Annotated in this window: 14 protein-coding genes; 9 read left to right on the top strand and 5 right to left on the bottom strand. The window is 39.7% G+C overall.

All coding sequences use genetic code 11. The features are described from left to right. The first annotated feature begins 254 nt into the window (after positions 1 to 254). The 6 genes from BWD42_RS06140 to BWD42_RS06115 all read left to right on the top strand — a co-directional run bounded on the left by BWD42_RS06140 (position 255) and on the right by BWD42_RS06115 (position 7810). Positions 255 to 635: a PleD family two-component system response regulator gene (locus BWD42_RS06140; protein WP_077434150.1), complete on the top strand. Its 381-nt coding sequence runs from the start codon at positions 255 to 257 to the stop codon at positions 633 to 635. Then, positions 628 to 1764: a HEAT repeat domain-containing protein gene (locus BWD42_RS06135; RefSeq protein ID WP_077434148.1), complete on the top strand. Its 1137-nt coding sequence runs from the start codon at positions 628 to 630 to the stop codon at positions 1762 to 1764. The genes BWD42_RS06140 and BWD42_RS06135 overlap by 8 nt, the downstream gene beginning before the upstream one ends. A gap of 179 nt (positions 1765 to 1943) precedes the next feature. Further along, positions 1944 to 3233, top strand: a complete 1290-nt coding sequence (locus tag BWD42_RS06130; protein ID WP_217700007.1) for a glycosyltransferase family 2 protein — start codon at positions 1944 to 1946, stop codon at positions 3231 to 3233. A 4-nt stretch (positions 3234 to 3237) separates the two neighbouring features. After that, positions 3238 to 4767 (top strand): YaiO family outer membrane beta-barrel protein, encoded by a 1530-nt coding sequence (locus tag BWD42_RS06125; RefSeq protein ID WP_077434144.1) that lies wholly within the window; start codon positions 3238 to 3240, stop codon positions 4765 to 4767. A gap of 13 nt (positions 4768 to 4780) precedes the next feature. Continuing rightward, positions 4781 to 6979, top strand: a complete 2199-nt coding sequence (locus BWD42_RS06120) for a DUF4838 domain-containing protein (RefSeq protein WP_175991973.1) — start codon at positions 4781 to 4783, stop codon at positions 6977 to 6979. A 114-nt stretch (positions 6980 to 7093) separates the two neighbouring features. Continuing rightward, on the top strand, positions 7094 to 7810 hold the full coding sequence (locus BWD42_RS06115) for an MIP family channel protein (protein ID WP_077434140.1): 717 nt from the start codon (positions 7094 to 7096) through the stop codon (positions 7808 to 7810). Between the two features lie 104 nt (positions 7811 to 7914). Here the strand turns inward: BWD42_RS06115 and BWD42_RS06110 are convergent, their stop codons facing one another. Next, entirely contained in the window at positions 7915 to 8940 is a 1026-nt protein-coding gene (locus BWD42_RS06110; RefSeq protein WP_077434138.1) for a threonine aldolase family protein, read from the bottom strand. 582 nt (positions 8941 to 9522) lie between these two features. Next, positions 9523 to 9864: a DUF2809 domain-containing protein gene (locus BWD42_RS25175; RefSeq protein ID WP_410528282.1), complete on the bottom strand. Its 342-nt coding sequence runs from the start codon at positions 9862 to 9864 to the stop codon at positions 9523 to 9525. Between the two features lie 251 nt (positions 9865 to 10115). Here BWD42_RS25175 and BWD42_RS06100 point away from each other — a divergent pair, with 251 nt between their 5' ends. Next, on the top strand, positions 10116 to 11216 hold the full coding sequence (locus BWD42_RS06100; RefSeq protein WP_077434134.1) for a hypothetical protein: 1101 nt from the start codon (positions 10116 to 10118) through the stop codon (positions 11214 to 11216). Between the two features lie 32 nt (positions 11217 to 11248). Here BWD42_RS06100 and BWD42_RS06095 read toward each other — a convergent pair whose 3' ends face one another. Both BWD42_RS06095 and BWD42_RS06090 read right to left on the bottom strand, forming a co-directional pair. Then, entirely contained in the window at positions 11249 to 11773 is a 525-nt protein-coding gene (locus BWD42_RS06095; protein WP_077434132.1) for a hypothetical protein, read from the bottom strand. Between the two features lie 69 nt (positions 11774 to 11842). Continuing rightward, on the bottom strand, positions 11843 to 12361 hold the full coding sequence (locus BWD42_RS06090) for a hypothetical protein (RefSeq protein ID WP_077434130.1): 519 nt from the start codon (positions 12359 to 12361) through the stop codon (positions 11843 to 11845). Positions 12362 to 12485: 124 nt separating this feature from the next. Here BWD42_RS06090 and BWD42_RS06085 point away from each other — a divergent pair, with 124 nt between their 5' ends. Next, positions 12486 to 13307: a hypothetical protein gene (locus BWD42_RS06085; protein ID WP_077434128.1), complete on the top strand. Its 822-nt coding sequence runs from the start codon at positions 12486 to 12488 to the stop codon at positions 13305 to 13307. 3 nt (positions 13308 to 13310) lie between these two features. Here BWD42_RS06085 and BWD42_RS06080 read toward each other — a convergent pair whose 3' ends face one another. Then, entirely contained in the window at positions 13311 to 14645 is a 1335-nt protein-coding gene (locus BWD42_RS06080) for a GH1 family beta-glucosidase (RefSeq protein ID WP_077434126.1), read from the bottom strand. A gap of 482 nt (positions 14646 to 15127) precedes the next feature. On the opposite strand from BWD42_RS06080, the gene BWD42_RS06075 reads away from it, so the two are divergent. Further along, a complete protein-coding gene (locus BWD42_RS06075) occupies positions 15128 to 21016 on the top strand; it encodes an MG2 domain-containing protein (protein WP_175991972.1) in 5889 nt (1962 codons plus the stop codon). Positions 21017 to 21346 lie beyond the last annotated feature (330 nt).

Genomic DNA, 21346 nt, shown 5'->3' with positions numbered 1-21346 from the left:
TAACACCAACGCCAAAAATTGTCATGGAGATCAACGCGGTACCTGATCCATGAAGTTTAAAATTTTAATACTAGTAAATCGGATTAACTGACACCTTGCTTTTATAATAAGGTCATTTTTTCGTCATTTTGTGAAATAAATTGTATAAAAGTTGGTTTTAAACCGTTTAAAACGGTTTGTAGTGCTTATACTACAAACTCTTTCCTTTTTTTTCTTGAGCTTTGCTTCACTATGAAAAACTAATTGATACTATTATGTGGAACGAAAAGAAAAGGATCCTTGTTATCGAAGATAATGAGATTCTATTGAGTACCATGCAATTTGTCCTTCTACGTGAAGGCTATGACTTGTTGCTTGCTAAATCGGGGAAAGAAGCACTAGCACTTGTTTCCGATGAGACGATTGATTTAGTGATTACAGATCTGGCTTTACCATTCGCCAACGGGTATGAAATCATCGACCGTATTCGGAAAAGTAGCATTAACAATGAAGTTCCTGTAATCATTATTTCAGGTTATCGTGATGACAACAGCATTGTTGAAGGTTTTGAGGTTGGGGCAAATGATTACATTAAAAAACCCATATCACCTTCTGAACTTATTTCCCGTGTCCGTTTAAGAATAGGTCATGCTTAACATATTTAACGATATCATCCATGTTGTCCGCACTTTCTTTGAAGGCAGGGGATGGCCATTATTGGTTACTGTAGCGCTGATATTGAGTGTATTGTTCTGGACATGTTGCCTTATCGGAATCGCAATATTTTACTATCGCGACTATCGGTATCGGATTTGTTATTCACGAATTTATCCAATTTTAAGGGATTTTATCTATGAGCAGGTCCTGGTGAAAAATAACGTTAGCCATTTTCCAATAGACAAGCTAGGACTGAATTTAGAGAAGAGATTAGAGGTTAAAGTTGTACGCGATATTTTACATGAATTTATCAGGACCATTGGTGGGGAAAAAGGGCGCAGTATGCGGAATTTATTTAACGAACTGGGTTATGATAAGGAAGCACAATATGAAATCAGGCATGCAGCCAAACATATGGCTCCTATAGTCCGATCTTTAAATGATTTGGCACTGATGAAAGTTGTTGTACAGGAAAATGTGTTGGACAAATTATTAGCGAGCCCAAAGATCGAAATTCGCGTTGCAGCTTTTCAGTATTTATTACAGGTGCAAGGGGAACAAGCTTTTGACCGGGTGTTTAGCCAGCTTGAGGGAATCAATGAATTGCACGCTGTTGATATCTATCAAACTATCGTGCTGACAGACTATTTTGGAACGTATTCTTTTTCGCAATGGTTGGACGAATCCAAAACATTTGCGGCAAACAAACTCTTAATGGATCTGATGGTATATTATCAAGAGCTGGAGGCTAGTCAATTATGGAAATTAATTGTAGCTAATAAAGATATGAATACCATTATAAAGGCTGTAAACTCATTGGGAAAATTGCTTGCAAGAGAGAGCGAGGATCAACTACGCGATTTATATGATCAGCATCAGAGTCTACACCTCCGAATTGAGATCTTAAAGGCAATTGGTCGACTGGGGCAAGGGAAGTCGCTCGATTTTTTAGCTAATATTTTTGAGAATTCAGAACTGCCGGTCAAACTGCGTAAACATGCGTATCGATCTTTGATCACTCAAAGACCTTACAGTACAATGTATTTGCGGAGAATAAATGATAATACGGATGCTATGACCGATAGGCTTATACGCTATATAACGAATCCGATGGTTCATTATATCTAATTATTCTTTTGACCATTTAAAAGAAGTATCTTATGAAAGATTTTATTTCATCTATAGAATTTATATTTGGTTGCTATTGCCTCCTGCTTTTGATTGTGTACGTTTTGTTGTTCCGAATGTCCTCGATCTCAATCCGAAAAAATTTACGCACGCGAAATTCAAGATCTGTGCAAACCCTGATGGAATCAGAAATTGCTCCAGGCGTGAGTATTGTTGCACCAGCTTATAATGAGTCGGTTACAATTGTCAATAATGTGCGCTCATTGATGACACTTTTCTACTCGCGTTACGAGGTTGTCATCGTGAACGATGGTAGCAAGGATGATACTTTGGAAAAATTAATTCATGAATTTGACCTCGTGCAGATAGATTTCCTGGTAGATTATTTGGTTCCTTGTCAGGAGATCAAAGCTATTTATAAATCAAGGGATATTTCCCACAAAAGACTGACCGTTATTGATAAGGTCAATGGTGGGAGTAAGGCTGATGCTGTTAACGCGGGCATAAATGTTGCCGCTTTTCCGTACATCCTAAATACAGACGTTGATTGCGTGCTTGCCAATGATACACTAGTTCAGTTGATGGAGGCTGTATTGGATTCGAAGGAACGTGTTATAGCGGTTGGTGCAACATTAAGAATGTCTAACTCAAGTTATGTAGATGCGGGCATGCTCGTCGAAGCTGCTTTGCCCAAAGCTATTCTTGCACGATTCCAGGAAATGGAGTATATACGGTCTTACCTGCTTGGTAAAATGGGATGGAATTATCTAAATTGTATTCCCAATGTATCTGGAGGTCTTGGATTATTTGATAAAGAGATCCTTATTGCTGCAGGAGGTTATGACTCACATTCTTTAGGAGAGGATATGGAAATGGTGACAAGAATGTGCATGGTTATGTGTGATAACCATCAAAAATATACGATTAAATATATCCCCCAAACCTTATGCTGGACAGAAGGTCCTGATAGTCTAAAGATGCTAACGCGTCAGCGCATTCGCTGGGCACGCGGATTAATGCAGATAATGCGGGCCCATCGCAAAGCTTTCTTTAATCCAAAATATAGACAGTTTGGCCTGATCGTATTTCCCTATAATGCCATTTTCGAATTTTTCGCTCCCATAATGGAGATTTTGGGCATTGTTTTTTACATCTACCTTATTGCAACAAATGGAATCAACTGGCCCATGGCGATATTACTGTTGATATTTGTGTATATGTTTTCTGTTTTCTTAACCAGCTTTTCGATTTTATTGGATAATTATGTTTACAAGTATTATAAAAGGCGACAGGATATTATTCGTTTATGCCTGACCGCATTTATAGAACCTTTTGTATACCATCCTATTATAGTGTACAGTTCAATAAAAGGTTATATACAAGAGTTGTTCGGCAAGAAGCATGCCTGGGGCGACATGAAGCGTAAAGGAACACTATCCCCCGAACCGTCAATTGAGACAAAAAAATAGAAAAATGGACAAGTTATTATATATCCTCATTTTTTTCCAGATAGCTTGGATAGCACCTCTTGAGGCACAGGTAATTTGGAATAATAAAAAATATGATGTGGACAGTTTGGTTCCTCAGGCGATACGTTACCTACATGAAGGCAAGCTGGATCAGTCTATTATGTTGAGCCGTACAGTACTGGCGACCTATCCAGATTATACCGACTTTACTTATATACTAGGATTGAGCTATCAAAAAATGGGAAAGGTTGATTGGGCTATTCCAAATTTTGAATCTGTATTAGCCAAGGATGCGAATTACAAGGATAGTTATTTGCCGCTAGCATTATCATACGAGCGTGTGGGCGATTGGTTTCGTGCTAAACAGGTATGGCAGCGGGCTTTGCAGCGTTTTCCGCAAGATACAGTAATTACAGAGGCCTATCGGGAATTTAAAGCTAGGGAGGCTCTTTATATAAGTAGCTATCACATGGATGATTGGTACAAAAAAGGACGTAAAGGTATCGCTAGTGGGGATACTAGTAAAGTTTTCTCTTATGCGGATAGTATGGAAAATTTAATTCCGAACGACAATCGTTCATTGTATTTACGCTCCGCCGCCTTTATGTTAAATAAGGAATATAGTAAGGCTAAGTCTACGTATGAATCATTGTGGAGCAGAGGGGATAGCAGTGTATTTGTCCGTGAGCAGCTGTCAAATATTGCTGCAATAAACAAAGATTATGCTTTGGCTCTGGCCTATATCGAACCGCTTCGAAGGCAATTCCCTGACCATAATCATTATGAACGGCTATCCAGGGTATACCGGGAGAATTTGCCTTATCATTTCTATCTTGGTTTAAATCATATGCAGAGTGCACAAGATAGGCCGAATGGTCATTTTTTTATTTCGGGACTAGAATATGGTCAACGGCTCAATAAAAAGGATGTCCTTATCGGTCAGTTTAATTACGGAAACAGACGCGGTGATAAAGGTTACCAGGCGGGATTGGATGCCTGGATAAATTATGGACCAAGTCTTTATGCTTATCACCACATTGCCTGGGCCGATGGAGCGGTATTTCCCACCTGGAGGGCTGCTTATAGTATTTATCGTGAAGCAGGCAGCTGGCTTTTTGATGTTGGTGGGCGCTATGTCAGGTCAGCGGATCGTATCAACAACTATGGGATGGTAGCTTCAGCCGGTCGATATATCGGTCCAACTTTCATTTACTTAAGGGGATTTTTATTGCATGACTCGAAACGGTGGAATCAAGCGTATTCATTGAGCCTAAGACATTATTATAATTCCGAGAAACCGGATTCGTATGTAACGATAATTGGCAATATCGGAACCTCGCCTGATGATCCGTCCCGTTATCAATTCTTGAATAACAGTTATGGCTTTTTGTCCAGGTCAATTAATGCAGGTTGGCAGCATCGTATAGATAGCTGGGGATTTACGTTGATGGGCGGATGGAGCTATTATAAGGTGGCTGAAGGCACATTTATGAATCAGTATGATCTGAATCTTTCCCTGAAGAAATATTTTTAAAATGTGGAAGTATATGTTAAGCTTGCTTTTTTGTGCATCAGTAGCCTATGGAAAAGAGCGAATTCAATTGGTAAAAGATGGTGTAGCCCAATATGTTATTTATGCTGATCAGCAAAATGCCTTCTTGTCGCATGCTGCTGCAGTGATTAATGATTATACAGAACAGAGTACGGGTACAAGCTTTGATTTTAAGGATTCTGGTCAAAGTAAACCTGCAATCATATTGGAGCAGGTCGCTATCGACAGCGTATATCCCGAAGACAGCTATTCCATACAGTTTAGCCAAAATAATTTGTACATTAAAGGCAGTGGCCGCGGGGTAATTTATGCTGCTTATCGCTATGTACGGGAAATCCTTGGTGGTCGCAAATGGTATGCTGGAAAGGAAAATACCAGTATACCTAAGCTGCAAACAGTGTCGGTTGATGCTGACTTGCATCTTTTTGCTAAACCGCGCTTTGCATATCGGGAGATATATTTCCCGGTGGAACTGGATCAGTCATATCTCGATTGGTATGGTTTACATAATCTGGAAGAAAAATGGGGCGATTGGGGGCATACCTTTAATAAAATCCTACCACCCGATAAATTTTTTAAAACACATCCGGAATATTACTCCCTATATCACGGCCGTCGTCAACCCACTCAGCTTTGTCTTTCTAATGAAGCTGTTTTCGAACATACAGTCCACTATTTTAAAGAAAAAATGCGTGAAAATCCGTCAGCGACCTATTGGTCGATTGCCGCAAATGATGATTTAGGGAGCTGTACATGTGAGCGATGCCAAGCTGTAGATAAGCTTGAAGGGGGGGCGCAGGGTTCCTTGATACGTTTCGTAAATAAGGTAGCTGCGGTATTTCCAGACAAGAAGTTTACCACATTGGCATATTTGGAGACCGCAAATGCACCGGCTCATCTCCGGGTCGCAGATAATGTAACTGTAATATTGAGCAACATAGATGCTTTCCGTCGATATGATCTAGCGAATGAGCCATCAGCAGCAATTTTTCGTAAGCAATTGCGAGATTGGAAAGCCAAATCCGCACATGTATTTGCCTGGGATTACCTAACTCAATTTACCAACTATCTCGCACCTTTTCCAATTGAAGGAACATTGCAAAATAATCTGGGCTATTTAAAACACGCCGGGGTAGAAGGTCTTTTTCTTCAAGGTGGTGGCGCAAGTTATACCGATATGGCTGAGCTTAATACCTATCTTTTGGCCCATTTGGTCTGGGATAGCGATATTTCTGCTGATATTCTTGTAAAAGAATTTGTACAAGGATATTATGGGAAAGCTGGTCATTTGGTATATGAATATCTTCAAGCAAGGCGAAAAGCACTACCTCCAGCTGCATCTGCACTTTCTATTTATGGCAATCCGATTGACAATAGAAGGGACTTTCTAAGCCCCGCTGCAATGGACCATTATAGTAACTTGCTGGCAAAAGCCGAGGTGCTGGTAGAAGGCGATACGCTGTTGGAACAACGCATTCGACGGATAGGCCTTAGTCTGGATTATACTTACTTACAGCAAGCCAGGTTTTATGGCCCCCGTCAACATGGAATATTTGAGGAGGTCGATGGACAATGGGTAGTTAGGCCGCTTGTCAGACGGAAAGTACAACAGTTTGTTGAAGATGCTAAAAAATTAGGCGTTTTGGAGCTTTCCGAAGGCGGCGCAAGCCCAGACCAATATCGAGATGAATGGGAAGATATATTTGTGGCTGGGCTGCGCCTAAATAAAGCGTCAGCTGCGCAAATGAAGATGCGGAATCCTTTCGACCCTTCATTTCCGGCAAATGGTATAAAAACATTGACTGATAGTGTATCAGGATATTCGGATTATAGCTATAACTGGCTACTATGGACCGGAGAACCGATGGATATTACTTTTGAGTTTAAGGAGAGCAGTAAGATCGGTGTTGTTGAGCTTGATTTTCTACAAGATCCGCGACATTGGATTTTTCCGCCTGAGGAAGTTCGCATTAGCATCTCGGTTGATGGGAAAAATGAGCAAGAGGTGCTAATGCAGCGAACGGAAACATTGGACGAAGATTATACGGTTCAGAAAGTAAAATTTAGCACAGCTATAGAAAGAGATGTGAAGGTTGTGCATATCGTGGCCAAGCCATTCCAGCATCTTCCCGAATGGCGCTATCATCCCAGACGAAAAGTCTCGATGGCTTGTGATGAAATATGGTTAGAATAAAATCGTTGAAGTTTGTTTTAAGTGTGGATATTGTTCTACAATAATTTTTTCGTTATTCTTCTTTTATATAGAAAATGAGTAAATTAGAGTTAACTAAGTTATAAACAGATTCATATGGAAATTAAAACATCTTCAAAGTTTGTTGCCGAACTAATTGGAACATTTGGTTTGGTACTGTTTGGTTGTGGCGCAGCTGCCATTGCTGGCGCTAATACTATGGGTGGACTTTCGGGGCTAGGCCTTTTGGGCATTGCGGTAGCATTTGGTCTATCGGTTGTGGTCTTCGCTTATGCCATTGGCGGCATCTCAGGCTGTCATATTAATCCAGCCGTAACAGTAGGCGTACTATTGGCGGGAAGAATGTCTGCTAAGGATGCCATCGTCTATATCATTGCGCAATTTATCGGTGCACTTTTGGGCGCATTTGTGTTGCAACAGATTTTGAGTGGGCAATTAGCCGGCTTTTCGGCAGGAGAGTGGGCTTACGGATCTAATGGATGGGGGAAAGGTTATCAAAATGAATATGGTACAGCTTCGGCTTTCCTTATTGAAGCAGTTTTAACTTTTCTCTTCCTTTTTGTCATATTGGCTACAACATCAAAGGTTGGAAACGGTACAATGGCAGGTTTAGCAATCGGATTTACATTGCTTTTGATCCACTTAGTGGCCATCCCGGTGACGGGGACTTCGGTTAATCCCGCCCGTTCTTTTGGTCCTGCAATCCTTGCTGGAGGAAATGCATTAGCGCAATTGTGGTTATTTATCGTAGCTCCGTTAGTTGGTGCTGCGGTCGCAGCTGGTGTGTGGAGAGCGCTGGAACCTAAAGATTAATTTTTTGGTATAAAAAGAAGCGCGTAAGAATCCTGTTATTTTCTTGCGCGCTTCTTTTGTTTATATGGAGCAGCTATTGTTCAGCGAATGATTGTTTTGTCCTCTTACGCTTCCTGCAAATCCCGAATAAAAGCTTCAACTTTTTCCTCATCAGTCGCCCAAGAAGTGATGAGCCGAATCGCGGTGTACTCGGCATCGATATTTTTCCAGCTATAGAATTGATAATACTGGCTCAATTGTTCAATGACTTTATTTGGAAGAATAGGGAACAACTGATTTGTACTGGATTCCGTTAGAAATGTATAACCTTTCTCCCGGACTGCCGATGCAATACGCATGGCTAATGAATTTGCCCTTCGGGCCAGATCAAAATAGAGATTATCTTTAAATAGTTCCAGAAATTGAATCGAAAGGATACGTCCTTTTGCCAACATCGCACCTTTTTGTTTGATGGCATAGTCAAAATCGGTCGCTAATTCAGGTTTATTAAAGACAATGGCTTCTCCTAAAAGTGCACCATTTTTGGTTCCGCCGATATAAAAAACATCGGTATACTGGCTAATAGCTTCAAGTGTCAAATCGTTATTTTCAGCAGTAAGGGCATGTCCCAACCGGGCACCATCCAAGTACAACAGCAACTGATGGGATTGACAAAATTCAAAGAGCGCCCTGAGTTCAGCATGCGTGTAAATTGTGCCAATTTCTGTTGAATTTGAAATATAAACTATTCTTGGTTTTACCACATGGGGAGCCAGCGCATACTCTGCCAGAACATTAGCGATATCTTCGGATCTTAATTTTCCGTCCGCGGTTTCAGTAGTAATGACTTTATGTCCTGTGGATTCGATCGCACCAGTTTCATTTGCTGCAATGTGTCCAGTTTTTGCACTTATTACCGCCTCATGGACACGTAATAAAAACGATATCACCAATAAGTTCGTTTGCGTTCCACCAGATACAAAATAGATACCCGCATTTGGGTTGTTTAATTTATCTTTTAAAACTGCTTTTGCCTGTTGTGCATACTCGTCCTCCCCATATCCGGATTGCTGTACGAGATTTGTTTCAATGAGTTTATCTAAAATACGGGGGTGAGCCCCTTCCGAATAATCGTTTTTAAAATTGTACATAGTAAGTTTTTTAGCTCAGGTGTCTTTTTAATTAACCAATGGGTATTACCGCTTTTCCAGTCTTTCCTACTAAATGGATGAACAGAGAAAAGTCAATCACCGGTTGCGTTTTCAAATGTATAAATACGTTCTTACTTTTTCCTGATTTTGAACAAAAAACACGTTCGGAATAATTGATTACCTTGTCTTTCGTTAATTATATTAAGGTGTTCCTAAAACTAAAACCGCTTATCAATATCGTATGACAAGCGACTTTAGTTAAAATATGCACCTATCTGAAACTTCATTTTACGTCCAAACAAATTGCCCAATTGCAGAATATTACTGTCAGAGGAGTTGAAATCCACCGTTATAGGCTGCGGAAGAAATTAGAGATCGATACAGAGTTGTCCTTAAATGATTATCTGAGTGCGATTTGAGAAAACTATACCAGTAAAATAAAACGCCGATAAGCGATTTATTTAAGGCTTAATCACTACATTCGTTACGGACAACAACCGATTAAATTATGAAAAGAATCTTTTTTATTGTCAGTATATTATCAGCGTTTTGTATGGGTTATGCTTTTAACCTTATTCTTTTCTATTTTTTCTTGGATCGGTGAAAAGATCGATCCAAGAGAAAAGCGATAGCAGATCCAGCGATGTAGGCGATCAAGTCAGACCAGAGAAAGCCTTGGCCTAATAACAGCCGTAATAGCGGATGGTTTCTGACACTGATCAATAGTGGATGTTGTACCAACTGTAAAAACTCAATTGTAAAGCAAAATGCCAGTGAACTTACCAAGCAAAAGCTGAGGGATCGCTGAAAAAAAATAAACCGACATAACCAATAGATCATCACAGCATATAAACCATCGCCCCAAGATAAAGGGATGCCTGTAATTTTCCGTGATAATAATCCTAAGGCTATTGTTGCGCACATCAAAACAAGGTAGTGGGCTCTCTTTAATTTTATCATTGGGATTATGGCTTTAAAATAAATGGTGGTATGGATTAATGGCTAAATATAAAAAGAAGTTTATAGAGCATAAGGTTATAGGGCAAAAAAGCTCTTGTAGAAGGGGGGGCTGCTAAACTATATTCCTCGTGGTGGGTTCATGCTGCGGCTGTTCTTTAACGATTTTTGACAGTATTTTAATGACTATTTTATATTTTAGGTCAATAATTTGATTTATGGCAAAAATATTATTTTTCCTATGTATTTTTTTTAGTGGCAACGCTCTATTCGCTCAAATCCGTATCGTTGATAGTTTAAGTGGCGAACCTGTGCCTTTAGTGAATATTTACGCCGAAGACGGGACATTATTAGGTGTAGCAAATGCGAAAGGGGAGTTCGATATAGATTCGCTTGGACAGGATGCAAACGCAAAAATCATATTACAGCATATTTCTTATAATAACTATCAGGAATCGACTTCGGAGCTGCGCAAGCAGAAGCTGATCAAATTGATTCCACGTAGTATCAAAATAGATGAGGTAGCAATCGGAGATAAGAGTCAGTATGACTATCTGATTTTGAAGGGATATTTTAGAAATACCACTTTTTTCAATAAGCGCACACGTTATTTCTACGACGGAATAATTGAATATTATATTCCGTTGAAAAACAAAAATGGAAAGGTCTATCATCGGATTTTGGATTATCGGATTTTCGAGGACTCCATCACTACGCAGAATTTTAGAGACGTGATGGGTAATTTTTGGCAATGGAAACCGCATGTGATGCGTATGAAGACACAATCTGTTGCGAATGATCTTCCTTCAAAATTTGTTCTGGTTCAGGATAAAGGGCGGAAGATCATCCGGACGGGTAATCTGAATACAGGATATATCCAAGAAACGGCCCGTGGTGATGTACAGGTATATTTTGATATTATCCCACCCAATAGCCAAAAAGAAGTAAGCTTCTTCAAGGTCAAAGGACAGCAATATACCGGCGTAACCATGGAAAATTATTCGCCTACAAATCTTGATCAACCTGAACAAGCCAAGTTGGTCAGCAGGGTGGTCATGAATGTCGGTGCTATTAAGAGAGGTCGTAAATCGGAATTTATCCCTTTTGATTTTTTGAGCGAGTTTTATACACAGGAACGTCGATTTATCACAAAAGAAGAATTCAAGAATATAAAGAAAGAGATTAGTTCAGGTCTTTGGCTCGAATTGAAAAGCCGTTATACAAACAAATTTTGGTTAGACAATACTAAATTCGGCATCCCACCGATGAATCCCTTTATTGAGAAAAAATTTGGCAAAGAACTGTTGGAACTAAAGTAAGTTGGGATGCTGTGTTCTTGCTAAAAACAGGATTACCTATTTCTAACAATAATAGTATCGTTGTTGTTATTGTAACGCAAATGTGCTAGAAGATCCAGCTTTTTCAAGCTTTCTGACAAATCTTTTTGGATTTTTCGGTATCGCCCCTTAGTAATACTTAGTTCGAGCGCTGTAGAAAGCGTTTTCACACGATTGCCGTCTTCGTCCAAAGGATAGATAAAAAAATAACGTGACCGACCCGTATATTTTGTTGAAAATGTCCGATGGGTAAAGGTGTCATAGGTTGGGCCTACGACAAACTCATGATCTATATAGTGAAATGATTGGGGCTGTTGAAAGTTTTGGCGGAGTTCGAGCCGATCTGCATAGATCGTTAACTTGGTTCCAAATCTTTCGTATAGGCAATAGCAAAAATAGAGAAAAGAAAATAAAGCAAAGCCTATAAAAACCAGGGAAAAATCCCTTTCCACAAATATGAAATAGCAAAGCCCTACCCAGATGATGAGCGGGGAAATCATATAAAATGTCCATTGGTTATTGGGATAGTATACCTTCATATAATATTTTTATGCTATTAAAGACCTTGGCGTTATTTGAATTACTTAAGGGATGTTACTGCTTCAGTTTTAAAGCTTCCTTGTGTAGGACATAGTCTCAATAGGATTACCAAAGATCTTCCTGCTACCTTTCTCTTGGGTGAAGGATATGTGCTGAGCGATTTCAGCAGCAATTCCATAAATGATTTGCATATCCTGTTGGGGGTGGATCGTTATGATTAACTGTCCTTGCTGATCGAAGATCTGCAGCTGATTAACCAATGAATGGTTTATCTTCATGCTATAGATGTCCTCTAGAGGGATTTCCTGATCCGGTTTCTTCTTTTGTTTGATCAGCATATGCTGGGAACCGATATGTACTTCTATTTTGGGGTTAATTAGCTGCAGTATCACAACAAATGGACCAATGACAAGTATTGCGACCAAGAAACCCAGCACTTTAGCTGATCCAAAGTTATTGACAGCATCGGCCATCCCATTGATGCCACCGTAGATAAGGCTGAAAATAATAAAAACAATAATCAAATAGCTGAATCCAAAGATTAAGCCTTTTTTAACATTGTGTGATTTAAACTGAAAAGTCTTCATAAGTCAAATGTTAATTACTCATCTTCTATCTAATATTCATTAATTGGATAAATATAAATATCTTTATTCAATTAATGATATACAAGTGATTAAGAAAGTAATCCTTATTTTAAAGCGCTGAGACTTGAGAAATAGTATTAAAATCGAACGAAAAAAATTAGGTAAAAAGGGGGATTATGCCACTTTGGTTTTGTTTGGCCTTATTTTTTTATTAGGCTTTCTTTCCATCTTTTGGGATTTGAAATTAGGTATAGTTTCTGTGGTCTGTGTGATTATTAGCTATTTTCTGAATCGAAAAATAGACCTCATCTTGTATCTAAAATGGTTTTCCATTGCTTTGGTTCTTTTGGCACTGCTCGTATCCTGGTTATTACGGCTTTCTTTTTGGATATTTATCCTTCAATTTCTGGCATTAAGTTGTATTCATGTTGTGATAGCTTTAATAGCCGCTATTCAGGATGATCATACGGATATTATTTTTTCAATGAATGCGGATAAGTTTTCTTGTCTCTGTCCCGGAGATGATTATAAAGGCTACGCTCTTAATCCAATGGGGTATTTAAAGCACTTTAAAACAAAGGATATTGATAGTATTCAGCAAGACAAGCATGGGTTGCTTATTGTTGTAAAAGGGGAGAGTTTGCGACCACGGGAATTAACAGCATCTGAAATAACACAAATTTTAGCCTACTTCAAAGCCGAGGAGTTTAACCTGGTCGAGGTTATTCCTACTCGTGATATTCATCAGGCTGAGTCCGAATTAGCATGGGGGAAAATTATGGCCATTGGTGTTCCAGTTGTGTTAGGTTCGCTTTCGGCCTACTTTTTGGGTGATAACGGACGAAATACAGTCGTCAGTATGGCCAGTTTATTAATACCCTTGCTATTGATTCCACTGCTGTTGAAACTGGTCAATAGATGGAAACATCGGTCGGAAAAGAAGTAAGATTTATTTTAAGAAATTTGCATACCAGTGGCCTGAGGATTTTATGATACGTTGCTGGTTTTGAAAATCTACATACACCAACCCAAATCGTGGTCGATATCCTTCCGCCCATTCAAAATTGTCTAAAAAAGTCCAGACAAAGTAGCCTTTCACATTTACACCTTCTTCTTTTGCCTGATAGACATGTTGTATGGCTTCCTGCAGATAGTTCAATCTTTTAGGATCATGTACCTGTCCGTGCTCAATGTGATCCTTAAAGGCAGCACCATTTTCGGTGACAATGAGTGGCGGTATATTGGGGTAGCTACTGAATTTGTTCAGCATTTGATAAATGGAGCTGGGGTATACTTCCCAGTTCATTTCGGTCATTTCAACTTTACGTTCCTTCGCCGTCACGATTTTTGCCTGAAGATAGGGGACAAACATTGCGTAACGGATTATCTCCCGGGTATAATTTTGAATACCAATAAAATCCATATCAAACTTTAAATCGTTCTCATCACCTGGTTTGATGTATTTTTCAATTCGATTGAGAATTTTGATTTCCTGTGTTGGGTAGCCCATACCCAATAGTGGCTCGATGAACAACCTATTGAGTAATACATCGGCTTTTTTTGCCGCAATCACATCTTTTTCTCTTGCTGTGAATGGTTCTACATGGGAGCAGGAAAAAGTGGTACCCACCTGGCTGTCCGGTTGTAAAGATTTTATGATCCTAGCGCCATGGGCTTGTGCTAGTGCAGCATGGTGAACCGCTGCAAGAAAATTGCCCAAACCTTTTCTTTCCGGGGCATGTACACCAAAGAAGTATCCTGCGGCCGTAAATACAGTCGGCTCGTTGAGCACCATCCAGTTTTTTACCCGATCTCCATAACGGGCAACACAGGTGGATACAAATTCACCAAACCAATCCTTGACATCACGGTTGACCCAGCCCCCCCTTTTTTCCAGCGCGTGGGGGAGATCCCAGTGATATAGGGTAACCCAAGGTTTAATCCTCAATTCCAGTGAGAGGTCGATCAGACGATCGTAAAAGTCCATACCTGAATGATTGGTCTGTCCAATACCATTCGGCAAGATACGACTCCAAGCTAGGGAAAAACGATAGTTAGGAATGTGCATACCTTGCATTAATGCAAGGTCTTGTCTGTAGCGGTTATAGAAATCACAGGCATGATCGCCATGTTGATTCTGAAATATACGGTTTCTTTTCTTTACAAAGATATCCCATATAGAAGGGCCTTTGCCATGTTGATCATGTGCTCCCTCGATTTGATAAGCGGCGGTAGATACTCCCCAAATAAAATCTTTGCCAAAGGCATCTTTGGTTAAATGCATTTATTGAAATATAGCTGTCGGATGTGTCATCCGACCTGAATATGAATTAATTTTTGTGAAATCTTAATGGTGAATAGAACGAACTGAACCGACCTAAAAAGATTCTAAATATAATCCGTTGGAAAAAATAGTTGATCGTTTTCATAATTGATACATTAACCTGTTGACTGCATTAACTATCCTATTATAAAGGAACGAAACTGATATTAACTGGATATGAATTATTTATTAAATATATAAAAAAATATCTACTAACCATTTTGTGATAACTAGCAATCAAATTGTGCCGTACCAATAAGCGGATATCTGCAGTGGATGGAATGATGATTGTTCTCGATTCTTCGTAATCATGTGGATTGGGGAGAGGTCGACATTGAATTCGGTATTATTTATTTTTTTTAACGATTATGGAATCCATTTATTTACTGCATCCTTTCAGAAAAAAAATGCTCATATTTAGTAGATATTTAGCGTCATATTATATGAAAAGATACATCTGGTTATTGTTGACATGTCTCCCGATCTGGGGGTTTTCGCAGGAGCTTAAGCCAGGCAAGGTGGAGGCAAAGTGGAATGAGGTCGAAAGACTTATTGCAATTAAAAACTTCACACAGACATTGCCCATATTGGCAGATATTAAAGCCGAAGCTCGACGCTCTGGCAATCAAGCCGAATGGGTACGTGCATTTTTGGCGGAAGGGAAAGCGTTGGAAGTAAACCAATCTGAAGACTCCGCTTTTTTGCGTATCCAGAAACATTTTGAAGACAATATCCGGATTGCTGAAAAGCTGGATAAATCGGTTCTCCAAAACTTTTATGCCCTTTATTTATTTTCGAATATCAACCGATATGCAAGTAAGAGCCAAAACAAATTTGTAGCAAAAGATGCAAAAGGTAAAGTCGGTATGATCGATTCTATTTTTCGTCTCTCGATTTCGGATGTAAACAGTTTAAGTGCGGAACCTGTAGCGCGCTGGAAGGGGCTGTTTGTCGAAACACGAAATATGAGCTTGAATCCCACTCTTTACCATTTTTTAGGTTATCAATATCTGGATTTTTTGAATACATTAAAAGCTACTAATGCGGCTGATAAGGATAAACTTAAAAAGCAATTGTTGGCAATCAGCACCAAGAATGATTATCCAGATGCAAGCAGCTATATCATGTCTTATGATTGGAAATGGAATAATATCGAAGAGCGGGAAGGCGACTACCTGGAGCATATAAAAACCTATAAAAGTGACTACAACGCATTTTTACTTTATCGGTTGGCGGCAAGTTTCAACGACATCGGGAAAAAGACAAAGGCAATTACATATCTTGAACAAGCGTTAAAAGATTATCCAAAATCAGCCTGGATTTCTAATGTAGATAATTTGACGAAGGAAATAAAAAAGGCTTTCATCCAACTAAATCATAAGAGAATGACGCCGACGGATGAATATGTCCCTTTCCAGATTAACCACACGAACGTGGATACTTTATATATCAGGGTTTATAATACAAGTCCTACAGTTAAGGACGCAAAAGATTTTACGGTAAAATACGATTCTGCAAGTTACCAGACTACAGTAAATGCGGCAGTAGTCTATGAGGAACAGGTGGCATTGAAAGCCTTTAAAGATTATACGACGCACAATACAATTTATAAAATTAATCCCCTTAAAGCTGGTACCTACACGATTTTGATCGGTAATAATAAATCATTTCAAGATAATGGTCAGGATCGCGATGTGGCTGTTTCTCAGCTGATTGTTTCTGACGCATTTTTGTCTGGAAATATAAATATAAAACCTCAAAATGAATTTGTATATACGGGTTTGCTATTGAACCGGAAAACGGGCGCTCCCTATGCAAATGAAATGGTGGAACTTTATCAATTGAGAAATAAAGCCCTGCCTAAACTGATCACGCAATTAAAGACCAATGCCGCGGGCGAGTTCAATTACAAATCCACCTATTCTCCCAAAAATGCGGCCTACTTACATAATCACATGCTGTTGCTTCATGGGGAAAAAACGATGATTCCTTTGGATCAGCAACAAAATAATGTTTATTATGAAGATCGGATGAGGTCTGTAGTGGAGAGCAATAAAAGAACAAATATGCGTGCGCTCAGCTTGATGGATAGAGCCATCTACCGTCCTGGGCAAAAAGTCTATTTTAAGACTATTCTTTACGATGATCATGTACAACAAGGCAAAGTCCTGGAAAAGCAAAATGTGAAAATCTATCTTCAGGATGCCAATCGTCAGAAGATTGACTCGATCAGTTTGACAACCAATCTTTTTGGATCTGTCCATGCGAGTTTCCAATTGCCTTCAAAGGCATTGAACGGAAATTATAATCTATTGGTTTTTCGCGATTCTAAACAGCTTGATCAGCAATATTTTCAGGTTGAGGAATATAAACGTCCAACATTTGAAGTAACTTTTGAGCCAAATAAGTTCACCTATACTTCGAAAGATACAGCGGTGTTCGTTGGCAAGGCGGAGAGCCTATCAGGTGTTTCGCTAGTCGGCGCAGCAGTGAAGTATAAAGTTTCGTTCTATAATGCCAGGGAAGGAAAGGATATCGTTTATAGTGATTCTACCACTACCGTAGACGAGAAGGGGAACTTTACGATACGCGTGCCATTGATGGATCGTCAGTTTCACGGGCTGAAAGATTATGTATTGGTATACAGGGCTGAGGTGATCAATCAGACCGGGGAGATGCAGATGGCATCTGGAGATTATACCTATTCATCCCGTCCATGGCAGCTTCAGATTCAGGTGCCGAATTTGATGGAAGAAAAAAAATGGCGGAATATTACCATCTTAAAGCAGAATCAAAATGGCTTTCCACTAAAATTCAGCGGAAAGGTCAACATCTATAAGTTGGAGCAGGCAAGCCTAGCGCTGACAGATGAATATCGGGGGAGTTTCGCAAGGGCTGAGTACCATTTGCTTTCAAAAGATCTCTATAACAAGTATTTTCCGCTTTATTTCGATCCAGCCTCGCTCGACAAAGAAGAGAAAAAAACAAAGATTGCCAGCTATGATTTTGATAATGCAGATACGAGCAAGATCGTACTGGATTCATTACAATTTGATTGGGGGCGGTATCAGATCGAAGCCATCAGTATACAGGAGGGGGATACCGTACGTGCTATTGGCTACACCAGCCTATATCGGTCGAAAGATAAGAAACTAAGCGACCAGCAGTTTTTCTCCTATCGGTTGGATAAAGTCAAATATAAAATTGGCGATCAGGTTACCATCCATATGCAGACGGATGTTAAAAATGCCAAGAAACTACTGCTGTTTCGCGAGCGGGCTTCGCAGAAATTAGAGACAAAGGTATTAAGTTGGAAAGAGGGTCGTATTGCCTATCAATTTGTGCTGACTGAGCAGGATGTTGTAGGGCAACTGCAGCTGAATGCATTATTTTTGGTTGATAATAAAATGACACTATCCCATATTGCTGTTCCTATTTCACAACAAAATAAGGAACTAACAATCCAAACCAAGACCTTCAGGGATAAAATAACACCCGGTCAAAAAGAAAAATGGAGCTTTACAGTAAAACAAGAGGATAAACCAATCGCGACAGAGGTATTGGCGACAATGTATGATGCATCTTTGGACGCATTCGCTAGCCACGCTTTAGGTTCTTTCCAATTTCGTTATCCGTATTATCCAAGGTCAAATAACTACTATATTATAAATGCTTTTCAACAGCAAACCTATTCAGGGAACATTTTTACTTCGAATTTCTATGGAGCTTATGCAGATAATCGGCGCGATGAAATTTACAACTATGATCTATTGTCAGCCCGCCGGGGCTTCATTGGAAATTCCCTGGAACAGGATGCCACATACGAGGAGTTGATCGACGAACAAGCTTATCGTGCTGCGGCAACACTATACTTTGGATCAGGGGAACCACGTCTTAGAAACGGTGGTTCCCGGGTTGTTCTTCGGGGTATGTCTGTGGCAGCAAAGCAGTCGGCGCCATTGCCTACTTCGGCAATTATGTATGAGCCTTTGGCTGCGGAGGATGCAGTAAACGCAGAATATATGGTGGTGAATGAGGAGGTCGCCCAGTCTGAGATGAGCGGTAGTGCGACAGCTAACGGCGGGATGGACTTACCAGCGTATAAACAGCTACAACATATAAAAGCCCGCACCAACCTACAGGAAACTGCTTTCTTCTATCCCAATTTGTATACGGATGAAGCAGGGAATATCAGTTTTGAATTTGATAGTCCCGAAGCATTGACGAAATGGAAATTGCTGCTTTTCGCCCATGATCAGCATCTGGCATCGGCTAGTGGGACGTATTTTACACAAACCCAAAAGCAGTTGATGTTGCGTCCGAATATTCCGCGCTATTTTAGAACGAACGACCAGCTAACGATCAAAGCGCAAATTCAAAACCTGAGCAAAGAGCCTATTCTGGGGAATGCAAAAATAGAGCTTATCGACCCACGAAATAATCAGGTAGTTTCAACTGCTTTCCAGATCGATTCTGCGCTAAAAAACTTTAGTGTTGAGGCATCCAATAACAGCATGGTAGCGTGGTCGTTAAAGATTCCGGCAGAGTATCCGACGATACAGATTCGTATCGTTGCAGCTGGCGGCGAGTTTTCGGATGGTGAGATTGTTGAAATCCCCGTGCTGCCAAATAAGATACTGATTGGCGATACTGAGAAGATTGTCCTAAAAGCCGGTGAATCCAAAAATTTCACAGTAAAGGGAAGTGCGAAGGATAATCTCATGGGGAGAATCCAGGTACAAAGCAATCCCATTTTAGAAATACTCTCCGCACTGGACTATCTGAAAAATTACCCTTACGAATGCAATGAACAATTGAGCAGTAAGTGGTTTGGTCTCAAGATGGCCCAATATATTCAGTTGCATTATCCAGCGGTGACAGACTACTTCAAAAAATTGAATGTCGATACAAGAAAAGGCCGATTGGAAGAGAATAGTAGTTTAAATGAGTTCAAAATGGAAGAAATGCCCTGGCTGCGTGACGTACAGGGCGATGCCGAACGATTGAAGAAAATTGCTGCGTTCTTTGGAACAGATATACAAGCGGAAATCAATACTGTTGAGCAGAAAATACGTAATAATCAATCCGCAGATGGTTCATTTCCATGGTTTGATGGGGGGGAGCCCAATACTGAAATTAGTATCCGTATGCTGGAAATCATTGGAAAGGTGCTCTATTTGGACAAAAGCTTGGTCAATAGCGATATCCGTGCGATGGCCTCAAAGCTTACCCAATATCTCGACCGGGATCCAGCTATATTTTCGCCAAAGTCCAGCACTGATATGGGGATAGACTATTTGTTTGCACGAAGGTATTGGACGGAATTTAATCCTATACCAAAGGATTCCCTGCAGTTATTGCAAAGCAAATTGCTCAATTCTTCATTAAGTAGCGCTGGTCGTAGCGCGGGATTGGCCGCAAAAACATGGATTGTGAGTCAGATCTTCGGTCAGGGCAAGCAGAGCATGGAGATCAAGAATAGACTTGATCAGGAAGCGGTTATCGATCTACAAAAAGGAATGTACTGGAAAAGTAACGAAAATCAATACAATAAGATTAGTTTGCAATCTTATCTGGTGGAAGCTTACAAAATAAACAATCCGGCTAAGCTAAATCAGGTTACCCAATGGATCTATTACAATAAACAGATAAATCATTGGTATAGTACCTGGATGACTGTAGATGCGATTTATGCATTACTACTGGCCAACAATCCAAAAGATTTCGTTACTGAAAATACCGTTGCGATCTCAATTAACAACAAAAAGACCGAATTAAGCAATACTGTTTTGGGCGAAGTCAGTAAGCAGTTCGATAAAGTCGATTTGCAGACCGATCTCGATATTCAAGTTCAAAATCATAACGAAAGAACAGTTTATGGTGCTGTCGTTCATCAGTATTTTGCTGATCTTGATCAAATAAAATCAAGTACAAATGCACTTTCGGTTCAGAAAGTATATCTAGTGGAACGAAAAGGGCAATGGGTAGAATCCAAGGAGGCTAAACTGGGGGAACGTATCAAAGTTAGGATTACGGTAGTTAATGATGAGCCAATGCAATACATTCATCTGAAAGATAGCCGTCCAGCTGGTGTGGAACCGCTCTATAGTCCTTCGGGATATCAATGGCGGAAGAACTATTATTTCAGCTCGAAAGATGCTTCAACAAATTATTTTATGGATCGCTTGCCTAAGGGAAGATCTATGTATGAGTATGAGGTTAAAGCGAATAACCTGGGGATTTTTAATTCAGGAATCACGACAATAGAATCTATGTATGATCCTGGAGTTAACGCACGGAGTACAAATACAGTATTGACTATTGTGCCTTAATTGTTTTTTAAAAAGACCTAGAACTTTGGCTACTCTTGGAAATCTCTGGGAGTAGCCTTTTTATTAATATACCATGAAATAGCAAGTAGGGGTGGTTTTCTAATCTAAAAATAAGTACGCTAGACAGCTTTTTTTATCTTTTTTGTGAAAATTGGGTTTAAATTTATTGAATATAAATAAGTGCCGGTAGTCTATTTTTGTTGTTTAAGAGTGTTATGAGGAAATAATTATACTTATTAGATTGTTTTTGTTTTAGTATAGTAAATAATATAAGCGAATGACGAAAGGTTTGTTGTCAGCCTGAATTTATAAGCTTGTTTTGAATTTTAA

The organism is Sphingobacterium sp. CZ-UAM, assembly GCF_002000245.1.
In the GTDB taxonomy this organism is placed as follows: Bacteria; Bacteroidota; Bacteroidia; order Sphingobacteriales; family Sphingobacteriaceae; genus Sphingobacterium.
Note: the sequence above shows the minus strand (reverse complement) of the source record. Positions and strands in the feature narration are given on the sequence as shown.